This window comes from Cupriavidus sp. SIMBA_020, from assembly GCF_046535395.1.
Taxonomy (GTDB): domain Bacteria; phylum Pseudomonadota; class Gammaproteobacteria; order Burkholderiales; family Burkholderiaceae; genus Cupriavidus; species Cupriavidus campinensis.
On record NZ_JAWRWU010000005.1, the window covers coordinates 306194 to 326416 of the forward strand.

Annotated in this window: 11 protein-coding genes and 1 riboswitch; all 11 genes read left to right on the forward strand. The window is 66.6% G+C overall.

Annotation, left to right across the window (positions count from 1 at the left end; genetic code table 11):
* Positions 1-180 precede the first annotated feature (180 nt).
* The 11 genes from SB751_RS12805 (at position 181) to SB751_RS12855 (ending at position 20219) form a co-directional block, all read left to right on the forward strand.
* On the forward strand, positions 181-8751 hold the full coding sequence (locus tag SB751_RS12805) for a GH36-type glycosyl hydrolase domain-containing protein (RefSeq protein ID WP_410748107.1): 8571 nt from the start codon (positions 181-183) through the stop codon (positions 8749-8751).
* Positions 8752-8792: 41 nt separating this feature from the next.
* A riboswitch (cobalamin riboswitch) is annotated at positions 8793-9034 on the forward strand.
* A gap of 143 nt (positions 9035-9177) precedes the next feature.
* Positions 9178-11277: a TonB-dependent receptor gene (locus tag SB751_RS12810; protein WP_313816308.1), complete on the forward strand. Its 2100-nt coding sequence runs from the start codon at positions 9178-9180 to the stop codon at positions 11275-11277.
* A gap of 9 nt (positions 11278-11286) precedes the next feature.
* Entirely contained in the window at positions 11287-12735 is a 1449-nt protein-coding gene (locus SB751_RS12815; protein ID WP_144197056.1) for a PepSY domain-containing protein, read from the forward strand.
* A gap of 170 nt (positions 12736-12905) precedes the next feature.
* Positions 12906-13844, forward strand: coding sequence for an intradiol ring-cleavage dioxygenase (locus SB751_RS12820; RefSeq protein ID WP_144197057.1), 939 nt, complete (start codon positions 12906-12908; stop codon positions 13842-13844).
* A 32-nt stretch (positions 13845-13876) separates the two neighbouring features.
* Positions 13877-14626, forward strand: coding sequence for an SDR family NAD(P)-dependent oxidoreductase (locus SB751_RS12825; protein WP_144197058.1), 750 nt, complete (start codon positions 13877-13879; stop codon positions 14624-14626).
* Positions 14627-14665: 39 nt separating this feature from the next.
* The gene (locus tag SB751_RS12830; RefSeq protein WP_144197059.1) at positions 14666-15550 is read left to right on the forward strand and encodes a 3-keto-5-aminohexanoate cleavage protein; all 885 of its coding nucleotides are present in this window, start codon (positions 14666-14668) and stop codon (positions 15548-15550) included.
* A gap of 36 nt (positions 15551-15586) precedes the next feature.
* On the forward strand, positions 15587-16564 hold the full coding sequence (locus SB751_RS12835) for a zinc-binding alcohol dehydrogenase family protein (RefSeq protein ID WP_144197060.1): 978 nt from the start codon (positions 15587-15589) through the stop codon (positions 16562-16564).
* On the forward strand, positions 16561-16923 hold the full coding sequence (locus tag SB751_RS12840) for a cupin domain-containing protein (protein WP_410748108.1): 363 nt from the start codon (positions 16561-16563) through the stop codon (positions 16921-16923). Before SB751_RS12835 ends, SB751_RS12840 begins: the two co-directional genes overlap by 4 nt.
* Before the next feature lie 110 nt (positions 16924-17033).
* Positions 17034-18098, forward strand: coding sequence for a porin (locus SB751_RS12845; RefSeq protein ID WP_377731613.1), 1065 nt, complete (start codon positions 17034-17036; stop codon positions 18096-18098).
* A 37-nt stretch (positions 18099-18135) separates the two neighbouring features.
* Complete coding sequence (locus SB751_RS12850; RefSeq protein ID WP_144197063.1) at positions 18136-19119, forward strand: tripartite tricarboxylate transporter substrate binding protein; 984 nt, start codon at positions 18136-18138, stop codon at positions 19117-19119.
* A 65-nt stretch (positions 19120-19184) separates the two neighbouring features.
* Positions 19185-20219 carry a LacI family DNA-binding transcriptional regulator gene (locus tag SB751_RS12855; protein ID WP_244844529.1) on the forward strand — a complete coding sequence of 345 codons (1035 nt, stop codon included), beginning with the start codon at positions 19185-19187 and terminating at the stop codon, positions 20217-20219.
* Positions 20220-20223: the final 4 nt, after the last annotated feature.

Consider the following 20223-nt stretch of genomic DNA (forward strand, 5'->3'; position numbering starts at 1 on the left):
GCTCGGCAGCGCTTGCCTCGCCGGGACGGCGTACCGCGGCTGGTGCCGTTGACGGAACGGAAACTCCAGGTCTTCCAGTCGGCTTGGCCGATATCAGCTCGGGCGGCGCAACGTCCTCCGTAGGTATCGGTGATCCAGGTCGCGGGTTTGTGGAGTTCCATCCCTCAACGAAGGAAATAGATGCTAGAGGCCCTTCGCCGCGCTATCTCGTTTCTGCCTACGCCGTCGCCATGGCACGACAAAGCGCCGGTCCGGGGCGAACTGTTTGGTATCGAACGGCTGGAGCAGCATGCACAAAGCCTGGCGGCCGCGCAATCCGTGACCGCCAGGCCGCCCGGGGTCCCTACGCTGCAGAGCCGCCTCAAGGACAATGCCGCGGTCTTGCTGCGCGCCTACCGGGCCAGTGCGTCCGAATTGGAGCAGGGGCGCAGCGTGGTGCCCGCCGCAGAGTGGCTGCTCGACAACTACCACCTCGTCGAAGCGCAGGTCCGTGAGATTCGCGACGCCTTGCCGGCGGGCTACTATCGCCAGCTGCCGAAACTGAGCAGCGGACCGTTTGCTGGTTATCCGCGCGTATTTGGCATTGCCTGGGCGTTTGTCGCCCACACCGACAGTCACGTCGACGCCATCGCACTGCGGCGCTTCATCGTGGCCTATCAGCGCGTGACACCGTTGACCATCGGGGAACTGTGGGCGGTTGCCATCACGCTGCGCATCGTTTTGATCGAGAACCTGCGACGGCTGGCTGACCAGATGACGGCGGGCCGCACCGCCCGTGCGGATGCCGATGGCCTGGCGCGTCGTGTGCTGGTGGCCGGTTGCGGCCGTTCGGCGCTGGACGCCGATATTGCAGCGCGTTCCGTTTTGCCTTTGTCGGAGCTGTTTGCCGCGCAACTGGCCAAGCGGCTCCGTGACCAGGACCCCGTGACCACGCCGATCCTTGGCTGGCTGGAGGCGCGGCTCGGGCGGCAGGGCGTCTCCGTCGAGGACGTGGTACTGCATGCCCAGCAGCGGCAAGGTGCGTCCAATGTCACGGTCCGCAACGTCATCACCAGCCTGCGGTTGATATCAGATCTCGACTGGACCGAGTTGTTCGAGGATGTGAGCCTCGTCAACCAGGTGTTGTGTGCGAACAGCACGTTCGCGCTCATGGATTTTCCGTCGCGCAACCTCTACCGCAGCGCTATCGAACGCCTGGCACGCGGCGCCGCGCTATCCGAACTGGAGATCGCCGACCGCGCCGTGGTGGCCGCACGTTCCGCCGCTGGAGCCGGGGCCGATGCCGGTCGCGTGGAATGCGCGACAGACGCCGGCTACCACCTGATCGGCGAAGGGCTCGGTGCCTTCGAGGCGTCGATAGGCTACCGACCCACCGTCGCGCAGCAGCTCAGTCGCTTTCATCTCCGGCTCGGCATCGGCGGCTACCTTGGTGCGACGTTGCTGGTCACCGTCATGCTGCTCGTCATCTCGCTGTGGTGGCTGGGCGTGCCAGTGCTGGCAGCGGCGGGCGGGTGGCCCATGCTGCTCTCGCTCATCGCGCTGATCTGGCTGATTCCCGCCAGTGAAGTCGCCTTTGCACTGATCAACCGGGCCATCGCGTGGCACTTCGGGGCGGTCATCCTGCCCGGCCTGGAGCTCTCTGCCGGCGTGCCCCGATCCCTGCGGACCCTGGTCGCCGTGCCGACGCTGTTGTCCGGCGAGCCCGAACTACGCGCGCAGATCGAGGGGCTGGAAGTGCACCATCTCTCCGGCGCCGGGGGAGACCTGAGTTTCGCCCTGCTGACCGACGGCGTGGACGCCGATCAGGAGGTCATGCCGGGCGATGCGCATCTGCTCGAAGTCGCCGCCGACGCCATAGCCCTACTGAACCAGCGCCATGGCCCAGGGCCAGCCGGAGACCGCTTCCTCCTGCTTCATCGGCGCCGCATCTTCAATGCGGGCGAGGGCGTCTGGATGGGGTGGGAGCGCAAGCGCGGCAAGTTGCACGAGCTGAACCGCCTGCTGCGGGGTGCCACCGACACGAGCCATGTGTCGGTGGGCGGCGTAGCGCCGCACGTACCGGCGGACGTCCGCTATGTCATTACGCTGGACGCGGACACGCGCCTGCCGCGAGACGCCGCACTGCGGCTGATCGGCAAGATCGCGCATCAGCTGAACCGGCCCCGGTTCGACACCGCGCTGCAGCGGGTCACTGGTGGCTATGCGGTCCTCCAGCCTCGGGTGACGCCGTCGCTGCCGGTGGGTCGGGAAGGGTCGTTGTTCCAGCGGGTCTTTTCCGCGCCAGGCGGCATCGATTCCTATGCCACCGCGGCTTCGGATGTCTATCAGGACCTGTTCAACGAAGGTTCGTACGTCGGCAAGGGCATCTATGACGTCGACGCCTTCGAGGCCGCACTGTCCGGCCGCATCGCCGATAACACCGTGCTCAGTCACGACCTGCTCGAAGGCATGTTCGCGCGGACGGGCCTGGCGTCGGATATCGAGGTCGTGGAGGAGTTTCCCGCGCGCCATGACGTGGCCGCCAAGCGGCAGCACCGCTGGACGCGCGGCGACTGGCAACTCCTCGGCTGGATCTTCGGACGCCATGCCGGACGCCATGCGGTGCCTGCCGTGGGCCGCATGAAGATGTTCGACAACCTGCGCCGGTCGGTCCTGCCGATATGCCAGTTGGCCGCGCTGGCGACGAGCTGGCTCGCGCCAGCGCCGCTTAACCTGCACGCCACGCTGCTGGTGCTGGCCGCCATCAGCATCCCGATCCTGCTGCCGGGCCTGCTCTCGCTGCGACGCCATCACACGGCGGTTCGATGGCTCAGCCACGCGGCAATGTGGCTGGCTGATTTGCGCACTTCGGCCATGCGGATCCTGTTCACCGTGGCATTCCTGCCGGACCAGGCGTGGAGCACCGGCGATGCCATCGTCCGGACGCTTACGCGGCTGCTCCGTACGCGGCGCCACCTGCTCGAATGGACGACTGCCGCGCAGTCGAAGCGCAATCCCCGGCTCGATCTCGTGGGGTTCTACCGTCGAATGCTGGGCGGGGTCCTGCTTGCCGTGGCGGTGGCGGCCATCGCGATCGGCGTCGCGCCGTCCGGGTGGCCGCTGGTGGCGCCATTTGCCTTGTTGTGGCTCGCCGCGCCGGCTCTCGCACTGTGGGCCAGCCGGGCGACCCGGGCAGCGCCCCGGCTCACACTGTCCGAGGCGGAAGCCGGGGAGCTGCGCCGGTTCGCGCGCCGCACGTGGCGCTACTTCGAGGTTTTCGTCACGCCGGCGGACAACATGCTGCCCCCGGACAACGTACAGGAGAGCCCCCGGCAGGTGGTGGCAAACCGGACTTCCCCGACTAATATCGGCTTGTATTTGCTGTCCGCCGTGGCCGCGCACGACTTTGGCTGGGCGGGGATGACCGAAACGGTGGAGCGGCTCGAGGCCACCTTCGATTCGCTGCGTCGGCTGTCGCGCTACCGTGGGCATTTTTTCAACTGGTATGACACCCGGGACCTGCGGGCGCTCCCGCCCGACTATGTGTCGTCCGTGGACAGCGGCAACATGGCCGGCCACCTCATCGTGCTTGCCAACGCCTGCGAGGGCTGGGCCCGCCTGCCAGCCGCCGCAGCGGAGGCCCCGGAGGCACGCGACGGCATGCAGGACAGCGTTGCGCTGGCCCATGAGGCGCTACGGAGCCTGCTTCAGGCAGGCAGCGAGCAAGGACGCGAAGTCGAGGCGTTGCTGAACGAGATCGACGATCATCTGCACGGCGCGCAACGGATGGCCACATTGATGCCCACGTTGCGGCGACTGGCCGATCACGCCACACGGTTATGCGCGGACATGCGCCCGGCCGCCGGCAATGACGCGCTGGGTGACCTCTCGTTCTGGCTTGGCGCACTGTCCAGGCGGGCTGTGGAGCACGAACGCGATGACGGCGCCCATGCCGCTGCGTTGCCGGGTCTGGGCGTCCGGCTTTCCGCGCTCGCGGCCGAGGCCCGCGAGATGGCGATGTCAATGGACTTCTCCTTCCTGTTCAACGGGGAACGCAAGCTGCTTTCGATTGGCTTTGCGATGGACGATAACCGGCTCGACACCAGTTGCTACGACCTGCTCGCCTCGGAGGCGCGACTGGCCAGCCTGTTCGCCATCGCCAAGGGTGACGTGCCCACGCGGCACTGGTTCCGCCTGGGGCGTGCCGCCACCCCGCTAGGCAGCGGTTCGGCGCTGATCTCGTGGTCGGGCTCCATGTTCGAATACCTGATGCCGTCATTGGTGATGCGTGCGCCGAAAGGCAGCCTGCTCGAGCAGACCAGCTGGCTGGTGGTGGAGCGCCAGCGCGCCTACGGCCGCTCGTTGAGTATTCCCTGGGGCATTTCGGAGTCCGCGTACAACGCGCGCGATCTCGAGTTCACGTACCAGTATTCGAACTTCGGCGTGCCCGGCCTCGGCCTGAAGCGGGGCCTCGCCGAGAACGTGGTGATCGCGCCATACGCCGCCGCGCTCGCCGCCATGGTCGACCCGCCGGAAGCGCTGCGCAACTTCAGGCACCTCGTGCGCACCGGCGCGCTGGCCCGCTACGGCTTTTATGAAGCCATCGACTTCACGCGTTCGCGCTTGCCGGAGAACCAGGACTACGCCATCGTCCGGGCATTCATGGCCCACCATCAGGGCATGTCGATTGTCGCCATCGCCAACACGCTGCTGCACGGCATCATGCGCGAGCGCTTCCATCAGGAGCCGATGATCCAGGCGACCGAACTGCTGCTGCAGGAGCGTATTCCGCGCAATGTTGCCATCGCACCCCCGCGTGCCGAAGACGTCAGGGCCTCGGCGATCGCCCCCACAGTCCAGGATTCGACGGCCAGGCGGATGTCTGGCGCGGTCGTCGGGCCACCCGTCACTCATCTGCTCTCGAACGGGCGCTACACCGTCATGCTGACGGCGGCGGGAGCAGGCTACAGCCATTGGCGCGATCTCTCGGTCACCCGGTGGCGGGAGGATGCCACCTGCGACGAAGCAGGGTCTTTCATTTTCCTGCGCGACAACGAAGACGGAAGGGTCTGGTGCGCCGGCGCGTGGATTCCCGGCAGCGATGACGTGGATGAGGACAACGAGGTGCTGTTCGTGGAGGATCGCGCTGCGTTCCATCGGCGCGATGGCGCGCTGACCACCACGCTGGACGTATTGGTATCGGGCGAGGACGACGGCGAGGTGCGGCGCGCGTCGCTGTCCAACAGCGGTCGCCGGACCCGCGAGATCACGCTGACCTCCTACGCTGGGCTGGCCCTCTCGGCGCAGGCGGCCGATGTTGCGCATCCGGCGTTCTCCCGGCTGTTCATCCAGACCGAGTACCTGGCCGAGTTCGGCGCGCTGATCGCAACCCGCCGGCCGCGTTCGCAAGCCGATCCGCAGATCTGGGCCGCGCATTTCGCGGTGGTGGAGGGCGATGTCTGCGCCGACCCGGAGTATGAATCCGACCGGGCGCGCTTCCTTGGGCGCGGTCGGACCGTCATGACGGCGAGCGCAGTGCAAGACGGCGGTCCGCTCTCGAATACGACCGGCACGGTGCTGGACCCCATCTTTGCGCTGCGGCAGCAGGTGCGCATCGCGCCGGGCGGCGTGGCGCGCGTGGCGTTCTGGACCGTCGTGGCGGCGTCGCGCGCCGAGTTGCTCGATCTGATCGATAAACACCACGACCGCAGCGCCTTCGACCGCGCCCGGACCCTGGCATGGACCCAGGCCCAGGTCCAGTTGCGTCATCTGGACATCAAGTCGAACGAGGCCGCGGATTTCCAGCGGCTGGCGGCGGCCATCCTGTACGCGGACCGCCGCCTCAGGGCGCCATCCGGGGCGATCGCGCGCGGCGCCGGTCTCCAGTCCGGGCTGTGGCCGCATGCTATCTCCGGCGACCTGCCGATCGTCCTGTTGCGTATCGACGAAATCGACGATATTGCCCAGGTGCGCCAGTTGCTGCGTGCGCATGAGTACTGGCGCATGAAGCGGCTGGGCGTCGATCTGGTCATCGTGAACGAGCACGCCTCGTCGTACGTGCAGGACCTGCAGGTCGCCATCGACACGGCGGTACGCAGCAGCCAGTCGCGGCCGCGTCTGGGCGAGGAGTTCGCCCAAGGGGCGGTGTACGCGCTGCGCGCGGACCTGATGACAGCCGAAGCGCGCGCGTTGCTGCAATCCGTCGCACGCGTGGCGCTGATTGCGCGCCGGGGCTCGATTGCCGACCAGCTGGCACGGATACCCGATCCGGCGTGGGCACCGCCGGCGCCGCCGCCCCCGTTTGGGCGGGCTACAGCCATCGCGCGTTCGTCCCAGGCTCCGGCAGCGCTCGAGTTCTTCAACGGCCTGGGTGGCTTCGATCGGGACGGCCGGGAGTACGTGGTGGTGCTGGCGGACGGCGCCACCACGCCGGCGCCGTGGATCAATGTCATCGCCAACGATGGCTTTGGCTTCCAGGTCTCGGCCGAGGGCAGCGGCTATACGTGGTCCGTCAACAGTCGGGAGAACCAGTTGACGCCATGGTCCAACGATCCGGTCTCGGACCCGGCGGGGGAGGCCGTCTACGTGCGCGATCTGGTGTCGGGCGAGGTCTGGACGGCTACCGCGCAGCCCGTGCGCGATGGTGGCGAGTACATCGCCCGTCATGGCTTTGGATACAGTCGCTTTTCACACGTGGCGCACGGTATCAGGCTTGAGCTGTTGCAGCATGTGCCGGTCGATGATCCGGTGAAGATCACGCGGATGACGCTGCGCAATCTCTCCGGGGAGCATCGGCAGCTGTCCGTGACGGCCTACGTGGATTGGGTCCTCGGCCTGTCGCGAGGGGCCTCGGGCCCTTACATCGTGACCGAGTTCGACGCCGAAATCGGCGCAATGCTGGTGCGCAACCCCTGGAATCTCGCGTTTCCCGGCCGGGTCGCGTTTGCCTGCCTGGCGGGGACCACGACCAGCTGGACCGCCGATCGAAGCGAGTTCATTGGCTATCGCGGCACGCTCGCCCGACCGGCGGCGCTGGCCGGCCCGGGCGGCCCGGGCGGTGCAGCGTCGCTTTCCGGCACGGCCGGCGCGGGGATCGATCCCTGCGCGGCCCTGCAGTGCCTTGTGTCGCTCGCGCCGGGTGAATCCACCGAGGTGACCGTGCTGCTCGGGCAATGCGCCAGCGCCGATGAGGCCCGTACCATGATCGCCCGCTATCGCGGTGCGGACCTCGACGGCGTGCTCGCGGCCGTGACGGCGCAATGGACGGATCTGCTAGGCGCCGTTCAGGTCAGGACCCCGGACCGCGCGATGGACATCATGCTCAATGGCTGGCTGCTCTACCAGACGCTTGCCTGTCGCATCCGGGCCCGCTCGGCGTTCTATCAGGCCAGCGGTGCCTACGGGTTTCGCGACCAGTTGCAGGACACCATGGCGCTCACCTTCGCCCGCCCCGCCGAGACGCGGCGCCATCTGCTGCGCGCCGCCGCGCGGCAGTTCGAGCCGGGCGACGTTCAGCACTGGTGGCTGCCACACTCAGGGCAGGGCGTGCGCACGCGGATTTCGGACGATTGCGTCTGGCTGGCGTTCGCCACGGCGACCTATGTGATGGCTGCGGATGACGCCGGGGTGCTTGACGAGTGCATCCCCTTTCTCGACGGGCCGACGCTCGCTGCCGGGGACCACGACCTGTTCTTCCAACCCATGGTGGCTGAGGTCAGCGCATCGCTGTTCGAGCACTGTGCGCGCGGCATCGACCGTTGCATCGGCCTGACGGGTGAACACGGCCTGCCGTTGATCGGCGGTGGTGACTGGAACGACGGGATGAACCTGGTGGGCGCTCGCGGCAAGGGGGAGAGCGTCTGGCTGGGATGGCTTCTCGCCCGCACCCTTGCATTGTTCGCCCCGCTGGCGGACTCGCGCGATACCGTCCGCGCCGCCAACTGGCGCGCGCATGGCCTGGCATTGCGCGAGGCGCTGGAGCGGCATGGCTGGGATGGCGCGTGGTACCGCCGGGCCACCTACGATGACGGCACGCTGCTGGGCTCGACGCACAGCGAGGCCTGCCAGATCGATGCCATCGCCCAGTCCTGGTCAGTGCTGTCTGGCGTGGGCGACCCTGCCCGAAGCACGATGGCGATGGCGTCGCTCGACCGTCTGCTTGTTCGCCGCAAGGAAGGGCTCGTGCTGCTGTTCTCGCCGCCGTTCGACAGCGGCGTGGATGACCCCGGCTATCTCAAGGCCTACCCGCCCGGTGTCCGGGAGAACGGCGGCCAGTACAGTCACGCCGCGATGTGGAGCATGCTGGCCTTTGCGGAACTGGGCGACGCGGACACTGCCGTCGAACTGTTCTCGATGCTCAACCCCATCCACCACGCGCTGACGCCGGCGGCGGCGGATCGCTACAAGGTGGAGCCCTATGTGGTGGCGGCCGACGTCTATTCGGTGGCCCCCCACGTCGGCCGCGGCGGCTGGACGTGGTACACCGGGGCGGCGGGATGGATGGTGCGGGCAGGCATCGAAGGCATCCTCGGCATCCGGCGGGAGGGTGCCTGGCTGCTTGTTGCGCCACGGATTCCGGCAAGCTGGCCGGGGTTCCAGGCCACCGTCACGCTCGGTGCCGCCCATTTCGACATTCGCGTCGAGCGGGGGGGGGCCGGCGATGCGGTGTGTACCGCGATGCTCGATGACTTGTCCGTCCCCTGTGTCAACGGCGCGGTGCGCGTGCGTGTTGAGGACGGGGAGCATCGTCTGGTTCTGCGTCTCGCTGCCTGACCCCCGCTTACGCGTAGAATGCACACTGCGGCACTTTCCTGGTGCCGACCGTGATTGCAGGTGCCCGCGATTTTCGTGGGTTAAACGGGAAACAGGTGCGTCGCCCAGCCGCGACCAAGCCTGTGCTGCCCCCGCAACGGTAAGCAGGTTCGGGAACTGTCATGCCAATCCATCGGATCGGCGGCCACTGCGCGATGTTCATGGCGTGGGAAGGCGACGGATTCCCGGGTGCGCACGCTCCCACCTGTCAGCCCGGATACCGGCCTGTTGTCATCATCGAAATCTCTTGCACGGGCGGGGTCGTCCGGCTTCACGATGAAATACAACATGTTCGCGCATTCCGCTGGCCGCCCGCGTCCGGCCCAGCCTTCGTCACGTTCCGCACGGGGGCGTCGGCCACGTGTCCTGGCTGTGTCGCTCGGTGCCATGGCCGGCCTGAATCTTCCCTGCGCATTCGCCCAGGAAACCTCCGAATCGCATGACAGGTCACTGCCGCCGGTGGTTGTCAGCGACGCCGCCTATCCCGGCATGGCGCTCTCGAAACCCGAGTACACGGGCAGCCGAATGGGTCTGACGCCGCTGGAGACACCGGCCAGCGTAGAAGTGCTCGACGGCGAGACCATCCGCGCGCGGGGCGACCAGAGCGTGCGCGAGGCGGTGACCCGCGCCACCGGCATCACCGGCAATCCGTCCCCGGGCAACGGCGGCACCGCGCTGACCGCGCGCGGCTTCGCCGGCCAGGGCTCGGTCATGCAGCTGCTGGACGGCACGCGCATGTACGTGGCCTCCGGCACGGTGACCTTCCCGTTCGATACGTGGTCGGTAGACCGCATCGAGGTGCTGCGCGGCCCCGCATCGGTCATGTATGGCGAGGGGGCCATCGGCGGCGTGGTGAACGTGGTGCAGAAGAAGCCGATCCGCGGCCCGATCGAGAACGAACTCCAGATCACGGGCGGCACGGAGAAGACCGCGCGCGTGGCCTTCGACAGTGGCGGCAAGGTCAACGACAACCTGTCGTACCGCTTTGCCACGGCCTACAACCGGACGGCTGGCTGGGTGGATCGGGGCGATGCCAACAACCTGATGGTGTCGGCGTCGGTGCGGCTGGACGTGAATCCAGACTTCAACCTGACGCTGTCCTATGACGACGGCACCCAGCATCCGCAGCAATACCTCGGCACGCCGCTGGTCAATGGCAGCCTGGACCGCTCGCTGCGCAAGAAGAACTACAACGTTGGCGATGCCGAGATCAGCTATCGCGACCGCTGGACGCGCCTGAATGCCGAATGGACGCCGAATGACCGGGTGACGGTGCGCAACCAGTTCTATTACCTGACCAGCCACCGCCACTGGCGGAACAGCGAGACCTATACCTTTCTGCCGGCCACCTCGCAGGTGCGGCGCGGGGACTATCTGGAGATCCTGCACGACCAGGAGCAGGTGGGCAACCGCGCCGACCTGACGGTGCGCAGCAAGCTGTTCGGGCTCGACAACACCACGACGGTCGGCTTTGACGTCAACAAGATCCACTTCACCCACTCGAACAACTCGCCCTACGGCGGCACGTCCACCGTGCCGGCGCGCGATTTCGATCCGGGCCTGTTCTTCAGCCCGCCGGGCATCGTCACGTCGCCACGCTTCCGCAGCAACACCACGCAGTACGCGCTGTTCGGCGAGCACCGTATCGCCTTCACGCCGCAGTGGTCGGTGATCGGCGGCGTGCGTTTCGACCATGCCGACCTGACGCGCATTGACCTGGTGGCCGGTTCGGCCTGGGACAAGACCTTTGCCAACACCACATGGCGCGTGGGCACTGTCTACCAGTTCAGCCCGAGCCTGGCCGTCTATGCCCAGTACGCCACGGCCACCGACCCGTTGGGGGCGCTGATCACCACCTCCGACGCCCAGCGCAATTTCAACCTCGCCACTGGCAAGCAGGTGGAAGTGGGCGTGAAGCAGGCGTTCTGGGGCAATCGCGGCGAATGGACCTTCGCGGCCTACGAGATCCGCAAGAACGACCTGCTCTCGCGCGATCCCGTCAACCCGACGATCACGCAGCAGGTGGGCGAGCAGTCGTCGCGCGGGCTGGAGGCATCGGCCAGCGTGGAGGTGCTGCGCGGGCTGCGGTTCGACGTCAACGGTACCGTGCTGCGCGCGCGCTATGACGACTTCAACGAATCGGTGGGCGGCGTGCTGGTCTCCCGTGCCGGCAACGTGCCGACCAGCGTGCCGCAGCAGGCCGCCAATGCCTGGCTGACGTGGAACTTCATCGCGCAATGGACGTTCGGCGCGGGCCTGCGCTATGTCGGCGGGCGTTACGCGGACACGGCCAACCGCGTGCGCGTGCCGAGCTATACGACGGTCGATACGGCCCTGTCGTGGCGCGTCTCGAAGCAGGCGGCGCTGACGCTGCGCGTCTACAACCTGTTCAACAAGGACTATGCCGAATCGGTCTCGAACGGAGGCCAGCAATGGTTGCTGGGCCGACCACGCTCGGCGGAACTGTCGGCCAACTTCTATTTCTGAGGCCGGGAAATGTGGCGCAAGGTGCGGCGCTGGCTCTACCTGATCCATCGCTGGATGGGGATCGCCGGCTGCCTGTTGATCGCGATGTGGTTCGGCTCGGGGCTGGTGATGATGTACATCGGCTTTCCCGTGCTGACCGAGGCGGAGCGGCTGGCTGGCCTGCCGCCGCTTGATGTGCGCGCGGTGGCTACGACGCCGGATGCCGCCATGGCGGCGGCCGGGCTGTCCAGTTTCCCGCGCAGCCTGCGGCTTGAGATGGCGGGTGACCTGCCCGTTTATCGCATGGTCGATGACAAGGGGCGACCTCATACCGTGGCGGCAACTGATGGTCGCGTCATCGGGGCCGTCGATGCGGCCACGGCGCAGGGCACTGCCCAGCGGTTCGCCGGCAAGCCCGCGCGCTGGATCGAGACCGCCGAACGCGACCAGTGGACCGTGCCGAACGGCCTCAACGCGTGGCGCCCGCTGCACCGCATCGCCATCGATGATGGACGCGGCACCGAGCTATATGTCTCGGCCAAGACCGGCGAGGTCATGCGCGATACCCATCGCACCGAGCGGTTCTGGAACTGGCTCGGCGCGGTGCCGCACTGGTTGTATTTCACGCCAATCCGCAAGGACCCGCCGCTGTGGCGCCAGGTTGTGTTGTGGACGTCCGGTCCCTGTGTGGTGGTGGCCATCACCGGCGTCTGGATCGGCTGGCTGCGGCTGCGCGTGCGGCGGCGCTTCGCGCACGGCAGCATGGCGGGTGTATCGCCATACCATGGCTGGATGGCGTGGCATCACGTGGCCGGGCTTGCCGGCGCGTTGTTCCTGCTGGGTTGGCTGATCTCGGGATGGCTCTCCGTCAATCCGAACCAGTGGTTCAACGGGCGCGGCTTCGACGGCGCGGCCTTGCAGCGCTACGCCGGGCATGCCAGGGCCTCGTTCCCCGCGCCGGACTGGCTCGGCATGCTGGCAGACGGCGGCGCCCGGGAGATCCGCATGACCTGGGTGGGCAACGTCCCCGCGTTGCAGGTGGCCTCTGGCCAGGGCGAGATCACGGTCCTCGATCCGCGCAGCGGTGCGCCGGTGCACTGGGACCGGGCCATGCTGACGCGAACTGCCGGCACCCTGATGCCAGACGCCAAGGTCGTGGCCAGCTTCCTGCAAACGGACGCCGATACCTACTGGTATAGCCACCACAACGCGCGCAGGTTGCCCGTATTGCGGTTGACCTTCGACGACGCCGACCACACCTGGGCCTATGTCGATCCATCGACGGGTCAGGTCATTGGCCGGAGTGACGATAGCCGCCGCCTCTACCGCTGGGTGTTCAATGCTGCACACTGCTATGACTTCGCTTCGCTCACGCAGCAGCGCCTGGCGTGGGATGTGGTGATGTGGGTGCTTTCGATGGCAGGGCTGGTGATGTCGGTCAGCGGGGTCGTGGTGGGCTGGAGGCGGCTGCGACGCTGACGGGATAATCCGTCCACAAGCTAGGGTTACCACGGATCGGTTCTCTATCCTCTTGATTCGCCTGGTTTTTCCGACGTGAAGTGATTTTCGCCTAACTCCTGCACGCCCCACGCGGCTTGCCACGCGCTTGGAATCGCGCATAATGCAAACGTTTGCATAAAGGAGACGGTATGGAAACACCACAGTCCAACCCAGCCCAGAAGCCTGTCAGCGCATCGAGCCTGATCGAGAACGAATGGTCAGTCACGGAAGTGGTCAGGCGGGCGATGGCGCAGACGGAAGACCCCCGCCTGCGCACGGTGATGGCAGCGCTGGTCAAGCACCTGCACGACTTCCTGCGCGAAGTCCGGCCGACCGACGAGGAGTTCGAGATGGGGCTCGAGTTTATCGCCGCGCTTGGGCACGCCACACACGCCACGAATAACGAAGTTGTGCTTGCGGCCGATGTGCTTGGCCTGTCCACGCTGGTCACCACCATGAACAACGGCACGAGCGAAGGGCGCACGCCCGGCGCATTGCTGGGGCCGTTCTATCGCGCCCATGCGCCGCATTACGCGTGCGGCGACTGCGTGGTGCAAGATGACGCACCGGGATTGCCGCTGTTCGTCAGTGGCACGGTTCGCGGTACCGATGGCGCGCCGATACCGGGTGCGGTCGTGGAGGTCTGGCAAGCGTCGCCGGTTGGCCTCTATGACAACCAGGACCCGAAACAGCCCGACCGCAACTTGCGCGGCCTGTTCCACACCCATGCCGATGGCGGCTATTACTTCCGTACAGTGCGGCCCGCGGGCTATCCCGTGCCCACGGGCGGCCCTGTAGGCAAGCTGCTGGCCGCCCAGAACCGGCATCCCTACCGTCCCGCGCATATTCATTTCATCGTGGCCGCACCAGGCTATCGCACGCTGGTGACGCAGGTGTTTGCCGATGATTCCGACATCCTCGAAACCGATGTCACGTTCGGCGTGCACCGCCAGCTCGTGGGCGCGTTCCGGCTGGTTGAAGCTGGCCGCAGCCCCTGGGGCGACCTGCCGGCGCCGTTCTACACCATGGCGTTCGATTTCGCGCTCGAACCCGGGGAGCAAACCTTCCCGAAGCCGCCCATCGACTGACGATCCAATCCTCTTCCACTCATCACCAGACCATGACTCCTTCCCCTCTCTCCGGCAAGGTTGCCGTGATTATCGGCGGCACTGGCGGCATCGGCTTCGCCACGGGCAGGGCGCTGGCCGATATCGGCGCCAGTGTCGTGCTGACCGGGCGCGATGCGGACCGCACGGCAAGTGCCGTGAACGCGTTGCCAGCGGGCAACCATCTGGCGGCACGCGCGGAAGTCGGCGACAGCGCCACATTGCGTCAGCTTGCCGACGACGTGCATCACCACTATGGCCGCGCGGATATTCTCGTCAACACGTCAGGCTTCACGCGTGCAATTCCGCATGGGGATCTAGACGCCCTAGACGATGCCCTGATCGACGAGATGTTCGCCATTAACTGGCGCGGCCAGTTCGCGGCAATTCGGGCGTTCGCGCCGTTGCTGCGCGCCAATGGCGACGGCCTGGTCGTCAACGTGGGATCCATTGCGGGGCGCACCGGACAGGGCAGCAACGTGGCGTACTGCGCCGTAAAGGCCGGGCTGGATGTCATGGCGATGTCGCTCGGTCGCGCATTGGCACCGGCCATCCGAGTGCTCAACGTCTCTCCGGGCGTCGTCGACACGGGCTTCGTGCCGGGCCGCGACAGCAGCTTCAATGACCGCGCGGCGAGCACCACGCCGCTGCGCCGTATCGGCCAAGCACAGGACGTGGCGGACGCCATCATCGCGTGCGCCACCTCGCTGCGCTTTGCCACAGGCACCACCATCGTCGTCGACGGTGGCCGCCAGCTCGGCTGAGCTCCTGATCTTCTTTTCCCATCCCTCGCTCAACTGACCATGCACGCACGCAAGACGATCATCACCTGTGCTGTGACCGGCAACATCGTCACGCCTGAACAGCATCCGGGGCTTCCCGTCACGCCCGCCCAGATTGCCGATGCCGCGCTCGAAGCGGCGGAAGCCGGCGCCGCAGCCGCCCATATCCATGTGCGAGATCCGGAAACGGGCCGGCCGTCGATGTCGCTCGACTACTACGCCGATGTCATCGACAGGATTCGCGCGAAGCACCGCAGCCTGATCATCAACCTGACCACGGGGCCCGGCGGACGCTTTGTGCCCGATGAAGACGAGCCACGCGTGGCGGCCCCTGGTACCACGTTATTGCATCCGCTCAAGCGGGTGGAACATATCGCGGCGCTGCGACCCGATGTCTGTTCCCTCGATCTGAATACGATGAACTCGGGCGGCGACGTTGTCATCAATACGCCCGCCAACGTGCGCAAGATGGCAGGCGTCATCCGCAGCGCAGGCGTGATGCCGGAGCTGGAGATCTTCGATTCCGGTGACCTGAACATGGCGCTCGATTTCATGCGCGAGGGGGTGCTGGACGGCCCCGGCCTGTGGACCTTCGTGCTGGGCGTGAAGTACGGATTCGCCCCGAGCCCGGAGACCATCTTCTACGCCCGCAGTATGCTGCCGCAGGGTGCGCACTGGTCCGCATTCGGCATTGGCCGCGCCGAGTTCCCGATCGTCGCCCAGGCCTGGCTCGCGGGCGGCCATGTGCGGGTAGGACTCGAAGACAACATCTATCTGGAGAAGGGCGTACTCGCCCCGAACAATGCTGCGCTGGTGGCCAAGGCGCGCGACATCGTCAAGTCGCTGGGAGGAGACATCGCTTCGTCATCGGAGGCCCGCACCGTGCTGGGCCTGCGCAACGCCTGACATTTTCATTCATCGCACACCGCATTCGATATCACCATGAATACCATCCAGGTTCATCAGAAAGCCTCCAGTATCGACACGCTCGAACTCGCATTGACCGGCATGCCGCGTCCCGAGGCCGGCACGGGCCAGTGCATCATCGAAGTCGCCAGCGCGGGCGTGAACCCCAGCGACGTGAAGGCGACGCTCGGCATGATGCCGCATGCCGTATGGCCGCGCACGCCGGGGCGCGACTACGCAGGCGTCGTGATCGACGGCCCCTCGCAGTGGATCGGCCGGCAGGTCTGGGGCAGTGGCGGCGAGCTTGGCATTCGTCGCGACGGCACGCATGGCAAGTATCTGCGTATTGGCGTGGACGCAGTGCGCGAGAAGCCGGCGACGCTGTCGCTGCTGGAAGCCGGTGCCGTCGGGGTGCCGTTCATCACCGCGTATGAGGGCTTGCGCCGCGCCGGCATGCCGGGCGCCGGCAGCACGGTGCTCGTTTGCGGCGGCAATGGCAAGGTAGGCCAGGCCACGATCCAGATCGCGACCGCACTGGGCGCACGCGTGTTCGCCGTGGAGCGCGGTGCCGAGCCCTACCGTGGTCACGCCAGCGGAACGGTGCGCATGATCGATGCCAGCCGGGAGACGCTCTCCGCCGTCGTGCGGGAGGAAACCGGCGGGCATGGTGCGGATATCGTCTACAACACGGTGGGCAGCCCCTATTTCGAGCAGGCGAATCTGGCCATGGCGATTGGCGCCACGCAGGTCTTCATCTCCACGATTGAAAAGCCGGTGCCGTTCGACATCTTCGCGTTCTACCGTGGCCAGCACACTTACGTGGGCGTCGATACGCTTGCCATGGACAGCGAAGCCGGCGCAAAGATCCTCGATGCGCTGGCGCCGATGTTCACATCAGGCGCCCTGAAGGCGTTCCCGGTGCTTCCGGACTACACGTACGCGCTGTCCAATGCACGGGACGCCTATCGCGCCGTGCTGCAAGGCGCCACCGAGCGCGTGGTGCTGACGCCATGAATACGACCCGATTCGCACAGGCGCGGGCCTACCATCCCGCCAATCATGAAGGCATGCACTGCCTGCGTCTGCAAGGCCACGAGGCGGGCCCCTCCGACGCCCTGTGGCTGGGTGTGTCGATCATCCAGCCGGGCGGCCATACCTCGCTCGACGCCTCGCCGATGGAGAAGCACTACGTCGTGCTGGAGGGCGAGGTCTGCATCCGCACGCCGGATGAGTCCGTGACGCTCGGGCAGTTCGATTCCGTTCGGCTGGCGCCCGGGGAGGCACGGCAGGTGAGCAATTCCTCCAACCGGCCCGCGATGCTGCTGCTGGCCATGCCCTATCCGGCCACGACCACGGCCACCGCCAAGCCCTGATTTTTTTGTTGCTCTGCTGCAAACGTTTGCAAAGATCCACTTCATCACAACACGAGGAGACCCAGATGCAGAGAGTTTTCAGGCGACGTCATGTGATTCCACTGGCGCTGATGTCCACTGTCATCGCCCGGGAAGCGATGGCGGAAGACAGCGTGACGATCTACGGCCGGCTCAACACGGCCATCGAGTACTCGCGGGCCAGCACGGCAACGGACGGGACGAAGCTGGGCAGCACCGTGCGGCAGACCAACAATCGGTCGGTATTCGGCTTCCGGGGCGTGGAGCACCTTGGCGGCTCGCTCCAGGCCGTGTGGCAGATCGAGAGCAACGTCTCGCTGGACACCGGACAGGGCCAGATTGCGGGCCGCAATACGCGCGTGGGCCTGCAGGGCGACTACGGGCTGCTGTTCATGGGCCACTGGCAGACGCCCTATACCGAGTCGACGGCGGGCTACGATCCGTACTACCCGACCACCGCCGGCTACATGGCGTTGATCGGCAATGGCTCGACGTCGAGTTCCGACAACGTGCAGGACACGAGTTCGTTCGATCGGCGCCAGAAGAACATCATCCAGTACCGCTCGCCGCAACTGGGCGGCGCCAGCCTCTGGCTCGGCTGGGGATTGCCGGAAGAGAAGACGACGGTGCCACGCAATCCGGCGCTGTACTCCGCCGCGTTGGTCTACGAGCGAGGCCCGCTCGGCGCCACGATTGCCTATGAAGTCCACTCGCACTACCAGGCAGCCGGACGCAATGACGATGCGCTGAAGGTAGCCTTGGCCTACCAGCTGTTCCCGGGTACGCGCCTGGCCGCGCTCTATGAACACCTGCACTACCGCACGGATACGGGCGATCTGCAGCGCAATGGGTACTACGCATCGCTGGTGCAGAAGCTTGGGACCGGCAGCGTGCGGGTGGGGGTGGCCTATGCCGCCAACGGCACGGGGTCGTCCACGGACACGATCGGCTTCTTCCGTAGCGGCTCGGAGACCAATGCCATGCAGTTCACGGTGGGCTACGACTACCCGCTATCGAAGCGCACCGCGCTCTACGCCTACTACAGCCGCATCCATAACAAGAAAAACGCGATCTACGACTTCGCCATCAACGAGCTCGGTGTCAGCGCCGGTGCCGATCCGCAGACCCTTGCGCTCGGCATGCGGCACTTTTTCTGACGTCCGCGCACGCCATTTGCACCGTGAGGAGACAACCATGAGACGACAGTTTTTCCGCCCCATCACCGCCTTTGGGCTGATCGCGGCGCTTTGGCTGCCGCACGCGGCCATCGCGCAATCCCAGTATCCCGCGAAGCCGATCCGGCTGATCGTGCCGTTCTCGGCAGGCAGCGCCACCGATATCCTGGCGCGCATCATTGGCGGCAAGCTGGGGGAGGGCGGCCAATGGCAGGTGGTGGTGGACAACCGGCCCGGCGCCGGCGGCACCCTCGGCGCCAGCACGGTTGCCAAGTCGCCGCCTGACGGCTACACGCTGATCCTGGTCTCCGTGGGCCATGCCATCAACGCCACGCTCTATCCGAAGCTGGGCTACGACACGCTCAAGGACTTCGCGCCGGTGTCGCTGGTCGCTTCGGTGCCCAACGTGCTGGTGGTCAATGCCGCCAGTCCGTACAAGTCGATGCGCGACATCGTGGCCGCCGCCAAGGCCAAGCCAGGCACCCTGAATTTCGATTCCGCCGGTTCGGGCAGCTCCACGCACCTGAGCGGTGAGATGTTCAAGATGCAGGCAGGCATCGACATCGTGCACATTCCGTACAAGGGCACCGGCGAAGCGCTGACGGACGTGATGGCGGGGCGCGGCGACATGATGTTCGCGCCGACCGTATCGGCCATGCCGTTCGTCAGGCAAGGCAAGTTGCGCGCGCTGGCCGTGACCACGCCAGCCCGCGCCGGCGCATTGCCCGATGTGCCAACCGTGGCGGAGGCGGGGCTGCCCGGGTATGCGTTCGATTCGTGGTTCGGCGTACTGGCGCCGGCCGGCACGCCGAAGGAGGTGATCCAGGCGCTCAACACCGAGATCGGCAAGGCGCTGGCGTCGCCCGATGTGCGCGAGAGGCTGGCCGCGCAGGGGGCCGAGGCACGCGGCAGCACGCCGCAGGAGTTTGCCAGCTATATCCAGGCCGAAATCGGCAAGCTGGCGCCCGTGGTGAAACAGTCCGGCGTGCGGGCAGGGGAATAGCCGGCGCGGCGGCGGCAGGCGCTAGAATGGCGCATTCCAATAGCCAACGTGGCGTCTGCCTGCCCATGTCCGAGCGCAAACGCGTGACCATCAAGGACCTCGCCGCCGAGGTCGATGTCCACTATTCGACGGTGTCTCGCGTGATGAACCCCGCCACGCGCCATCTTGTGGCCGAAGAGGTGGCCACGCGAATCCTGAAGCTGGCCGAATTGCGCGGGTTCCGTCCGAACCGCATCGCGGCGGGGCTGCGTACGCAACGCTCGGGGCTGATCGGCGTGGTGTTGCCGGACATCGCGAATCCGGTGTTCCCGCCCATCCTGGCGGGGATCGAGGCCGTTCTCGGCAGGCACGGCTATGTGCCCATCGTCGTCAATGCTGGCGTGGAGCGCGCCAGGCAGCGTTTCGTGATCGACCAGTTACTGGCCCGGCAGGTGGAAGGGCTGGTGCTGGCCACGGCGGAACGCGACGATCCCTTGCTCGACTACTGCTTCCAGCTCGGCATTCCGGTGGTGATGGTGAATCGCGGCGAGCATACCGGCCGGGCGTCCTGCGTGGTCAGCGACAGCCAGCTGGCGATGGCGCTGACCGTCGATCATCTGGTATCGCTCGGCCACCGCAGCATCGGTCACATCGCCGGTCCCGCGAGTACCTCCACGGGCGAACTGCGGCGGGAAGGCTTCATGCAGGCGGTCAAACGCCATCGGTTGCGGCGCGGCGCGTATGCCGTCGTCGAGGCCGAGAGCTATACCCGGGAGGCCGGCCGCAGGGCCTGTGCCCAGTTGTTCGAAGCGCTGCCCGGCCTGACCGCCATTGCCGCAGGCAATGATCTCGTGGCCATGGGTTGCTACGACTTTCTGCGCGAGCGCGGCTTGCGCTGTCCGGAAGACGTCTCCGTGGTGGGCCACAACGATATGCCTTTCGTCGATGCACTGACGCCGCCGCTGACGACCATTCGCATCCCGGTGCATGACATGGGCGAACAGGCGGCCGAACTGCTGCTGCGCAGGATCGAGAAGCCACAGACTGCCACCGTCGTCATCGAATTGCGGCCGGAACTGGTGGTACGCGGCTCCACGGGGGCGCCGCCTGGGCAGGGTTGATCGA

What these genes read in the sequence shown, in the direction of transcription:
- SB751_RS12850 (WP_144197063.1), top strand. Translation starts at nt 18,136, where the DNA reads ATGAGACGACAGTTTTTCCGCCCCATCACCGCCTTTGGGCTGATCGCG.
- SB751_RS12825 (WP_144197058.1), top strand. Translation starts at nt 13,877, where the DNA reads ATGACTCCTTCCCCTCTCTCCGGCAAGGTTGCCGTGATTATCGGCGGC.
- SB751_RS12810 (WP_313816308.1), top strand. Translation starts at nt 9,178, where the DNA reads ATGGCCGGCCTGAATCTTCCCTGCGCATTCGCCCAGGAAACCTCCGAA.
- SB751_RS12855 (WP_244844529.1), top strand. Translation starts at nt 19,185, where the DNA reads ATGTCCGAGCGCAAACGCGTGACCATCAAGGACCTCGCCGCCGAGGTC.
- SB751_RS12820 (WP_144197057.1), top strand. Translation starts at nt 12,906, where the DNA reads ATGGAAACACCACAGTCCAACCCAGCCCAGAAGCCTGTCAGCGCATCG.
- SB751_RS12840 (WP_410748108.1), top strand. Translation starts at nt 16,561, where the DNA reads ATGAATACGACCCGATTCGCACAGGCGCGGGCCTACCATCCCGCCAAT.
- SB751_RS12805 (WP_410748107.1), top strand. Translation starts at nt 181, where the DNA reads ATGCTAGAGGCCCTTCGCCGCGCTATCTCGTTTCTGCCTACGCCGTCG.
- SB751_RS12830 (WP_144197059.1), top strand. Translation starts at nt 14,666, where the DNA reads ATGCACGCACGCAAGACGATCATCACCTGTGCTGTGACCGGCAACATC.
- SB751_RS12845 (WP_377731613.1), top strand. Translation starts at nt 17,034, where the DNA reads ATGTCCACTGTCATCGCCCGGGAAGCGATGGCGGAAGACAGCGTGACG.
- SB751_RS12815 (WP_144197056.1), top strand. Translation starts at nt 11,287, where the DNA reads ATGTGGCGCAAGGTGCGGCGCTGGCTCTACCTGATCCATCGCTGGATG.
- SB751_RS12835 (WP_144197060.1), top strand. Translation starts at nt 15,587, where the DNA reads ATGAATACCATCCAGGTTCATCAGAAAGCCTCCAGTATCGACACGCTC.